Origin of the sequence: Mycobacterium sp. E342, from assembly GCF_001667665.1 — a bacterium.
In the GTDB taxonomy this organism is placed as follows: domain Bacteria; phylum Actinomycetota; class Actinomycetes; order Mycobacteriales; family Mycobacteriaceae; genus Mycobacterium.
The window spans coordinates 1-4,095 of sequence record NZ_LZJM01000262.1; the positions used below are offsets into that span (position 1 = coordinate 1).

2 protein-coding genes are annotated in these 4,095 nt (G+C 64.3%); one reads left to right on the forward strand and one right to left on the reverse strand.

Features of this window, described 5'->3' with window-relative positions:
• On the forward strand, window positions 1-3,374 hold a 3,374-nt coding region (locus A5692_RS20820), incomplete at its 5' end, for a non-ribosomal peptide synthetase (RefSeq protein WP_156766197.1).
• Here A5692_RS20820 and A5692_RS20825 read toward each other — a convergent pair.
• Window positions 3,347-4,095, reverse strand: a 749-nt coding sequence (locus tag A5692_RS20825; protein ID WP_231984389.1) for a thioesterase domain-containing protein, incomplete at its 5' end; no start/stop codon positions are given. The two genes, A5692_RS20820 and A5692_RS20825, sit on opposite strands and share 28 nt — an antisense overlap.

Below are 4,095 nucleotides of genomic sequence, written 5' to 3' on the forward strand. Positions count from 1 at the left end.
GCCTGATCGGCTACATCACCGAATCCGCTTCGGGGATCGTGGATCCGGCCACCATCCGCACCCAACTCGCGCAGCGGTTGCCGTCCTATATGGTGCCGGCCGCGATCATGGTGCTCGACGCCTTGCCGTTGACGGTCAACGGCAAACTCGACACCCGCGCCCTGCCCGCCCCCGACTACACCAGCGCCCCCTATCGCGCCCCGGGCAATCTGACCGAGGAGATTCTGGCCGGCATCTACGCCCAAATCCTCGGTCTGGACCGGATCGGGATCGATGACTCCTTCTTCGAGTTGGGTGGGAATTCGTTGTCGGCGATGCGGCTCATCGCCGCGATCAACGCCAGCCTGGATACCAACCTGTCGGTACGCACCATCTTCGAGGCGCCCACCCTCGCCCAGTTAGCACCCCGCATCCAGGCCACCATCGGGGGTGGGGGTGGGCTGGCCCCCCTGGTGGCCGGGGAGCGCCCAGAGCGGGTGCCGTTGTCGTTTGCCCAGTCCCGGTTATGGTTTATCGACCAGTTACTGGGCCGGTCTGCGGTCTACAACATGCCCATCGCGGTACACGTGCACGGACCACTTGACGTGGAGGCCCTAGGAGCCGCGCTGACCGATGTGGTGGGCCGGCATGAAAGCCTGCGCACCATATTCCCCACCATCGACGGGATCCCCCACCAGCAGCTGATCCCGGTCGGGGAGACCGACTTCGGCTGGGACGTCGTGGATGCGACCGGCTGGACGCACGAGCGCCTCGAGGAGGCCATCGCCGCGGCAACCAGCTACGCGTTTGATCTAGCCGCCGAGATTCCGTTGCGGGCCCAGCTTTTCCGGTTGGGCCCCGATGAGTATGTGTTGGTGGCCGTGGCCCACCACATCGCTGCTGATGGCTGGTCGATCACCCCGCTCATCCGCGATCTGGGCGCCGCTTATGCCGCCCGGGCTCAAGGCCAGGCCCCGGATTGGGTGCCGTTGGCGGTGCAGTACGCCGACTACACACTCTGGCAACGTGAACAGTTCGGTGACCTCGACGACCCACACAGCCGCATCGGCGGACAGTTGGCGTACTGGCAGCACGCGCTGGCCGGCATGCCCGAACGCCTGGCGTTGCCCACCGATCGGCCCTACCCCGCGGCGGCCGATTATCGCGGGGCCAGCCTCCCGATCGAGTGGCCCGCGCAATTGCAGCAGCAGATCACCCAGCTGGCCCGCGCACACAACGCCACCAATTTCATGGTGCTCCAAACCGCCCTAGCAGTCTTGTTGGCCAAACTCAGCACCAGTACTGATGTGGCCGTCGGGTTCCCGATCGCCGGCCGGCGCGACCCCGCCCTGGATGAGCTCGTCGGCTTCTTCGTCAACACCCTGGTGCTACGCGTCGATCTGACCCGCAACCCCAGTGTGACCGAACTCCTAGGGCAGGTGCGCGCCCGCAGCCTAGCCGCCTTCGAGCACCAAGACGTGCCCTTCGAAGTCTTAGTGGAACGGCTGCACCCGGCCCGCAGCCTGGCCCACCACCCCCTGGTGCAGGTCATGCTGGCCTGGCAACACCAGCCCGGGCAACACCTGGACATGATTGCCGGCCAGACGCTGGGGGACCAGCTGCAGGCTAGCCCACTGCCGGTGCAAACCCACACCGCCCGCATGGATTTGACATTTTCTCTGACCGAACGCTGGACACAATCTGGGGAGCCGGCCGGGATTAGTGGGGCGGTGGAATTTCGCACCGACATCTTCGACCCCGCCAGCATCGAGCTGTTGGTCACCCGATTCCAGCGGGTGCTGGTGGCGATGACTGCTGACCCGCAGCGGTTGTTGTCGTCGGTCGAGGTGCTCGACGTCGACGAGCATGCCCGCCTGGCGGTGTGGGGTAACCGTGGCGTGTTGGACCGCCCCGCCGCGTCGACGGCATCGATTCCGGATGCGTTTGCCGCCCAAGTCGCCTGCGCCCCGGAGGCGGTGGCACTGAGTTTCGGGGACCGGTCCTGGACGTATCGGGAGCTTGATGAGGCCGCGAATCGGTTGGCGCACTTACTGGTTGCCCAGGGCGCCGGCTCCGGTCGGTACGTGGGGATACTGATGGAGCGCGGCGCGCAGGCCATCATCGCGATTCTGGCGGTGCTCAAGTCCGGGGCGGCCTATGTGCCAATCGATCCCGGATGGCCAGCCGCGCGGATCGGGTTCCTGCTCACCGACGCCACCCCGACCACCGTGGTGACCACCACCGAGTTGTACTCACGGCTAGATGGCCATGGCGTGCCAGTCATCGATGTCACCGACCCCGTGATCGATGCCCAACCGGCCACCCGACCACCGGGCCCGGCTGCTGAGGATGTGGCATACCTGATTTACACCTCGGGCACCACCGGGGTGCCCAAAGGCGTGGCCATTACCCACCACAACGTGATCCAGCTATTGGAGTCACCTGATAACCACCTGCGGGCGCCGGCGTGGGCACAGTGGCATTCATATGCCTTCGATGCCTCGGTTGAAGAGATTTGGGGTGCGCTGCTCCATGGCGCACGGTTGGTAGTGGTGCCCGAAACGGTAACCACCTCCCCAGAGGCATTACATGCTTTGCTGATCGAGCAGCAGGTCAACATCTTGAGCCAGACCCCCTCTGCGGTGGCGACGTTATGCCCCGACAGATTGGAATCGATGGCGTTACTGGTGGCCGGCGAGGCATGCCCGGCCGAAGTAGTGGACCGGTGGGCACCCGGACGGGTGATGATCAACGCCTACGGGCCGACCGAGACCACAGTGTGTGCGTCCAGAAGCGCCCCGCTCACACCAAGATCCGGAGTGCCGCCAATCGGAACGCCAGTGCCGGGGGCAGCACTGTTCGTCTTGGACCAGTGGTTGCAGCCCGTGCCAACCGGCGTCGTCGGCGAACTCTATGTGGCCGGCACCGGGGTAGGGATCGGATATTGGCATCGTGCCGGATTGACCGCCTCCCGGTTTGTGGCCTGCCCCTTCACCGGGGCGCCGGGGGCGCGGATGTATCGCACCGGAGACTTAGTCCGCTGGGGCGACGACGGCCAGCTGCGCTATGTGGGGCGCGCCGATGAACAAGTCAAAATCCGCGGTTACCGCATCGAACTCGGCGAAATCCAAACCGCCCTAGCCAATGTGGAGGGTATCGACCAGGCGGTGGTGATCGCCCGCGAAGACCACCCCGGCGACAACCGCCTGATCGGCTACATCACCGGCACCGTAGAACCCGACGCGATCCGCACCCAACTGGCACAACGCCTGCCAACCTACATGGTGCCGGCCGCGATCATGGTGCTCGACACCCTGCCGTTGACGGTCAACGGCAAACTCGACAAACACGCCCTGCCCGCCCCCGACTACACCAGCTCTCCCACCCGCTCGTAGGTAAGCGGCTCAGCTTGTTCAGGAATCGTAATATCGAAGAACCGCAAGACCTCTTCCAATACGTTTTTCTCGATTGCAGCGGGGTCAGCTGCGGGATCGCAGCTGTCCGTACTGGGTTGGGTGTCGAGGAGGATCAGACGTGGGATCACGCATCCGCGTCGCTGAAGCTCGATGGCAAGTGCGTGGGCGACCACACCACCAAAGGACCAGCCGAGAAGATTGTAGGGCCCGGCCGGATAAACCTCTTGGATTCTGTCGGCATAGTTCTTCGCCATATCCCGAATTGACCGGGGTTCAGCTTCTCCCTTCTGCAGGGTTTGTTGAATTCCGATAATCGGGCAGTCCAAGTAATTACCAAGGGCCTGATACGGCCAACTCATTCCTCCGCCGGGATGAATGCAGAACAACGGAACCCCGGTGCCGTGCTGCAGAGTCTGAACCGGAAGTACTTCTTGGGTAGACGCACTGCCTGTGAGCAGCCGCTGACTCAGACTTGTCACGGTGGGTGCCTCGAAGATGGTGCGCACTGGTAGGTCGGCATCGAGGCTGGTGTTGATGGCGGCGATGAGGCGTATCGCCGACAGGGAGTCGCCTCCGAGGTCGAAGTATGAGTCGTCGATCCCGATGCGGTCGAGGTCGAGGATTTGGGCGTAGATGCCGGCCAGGGTTTCCTCGGTGGGGTTGGTTGGCGGGCGATAGGGGGCGCTGGTGTAGTCGGGGG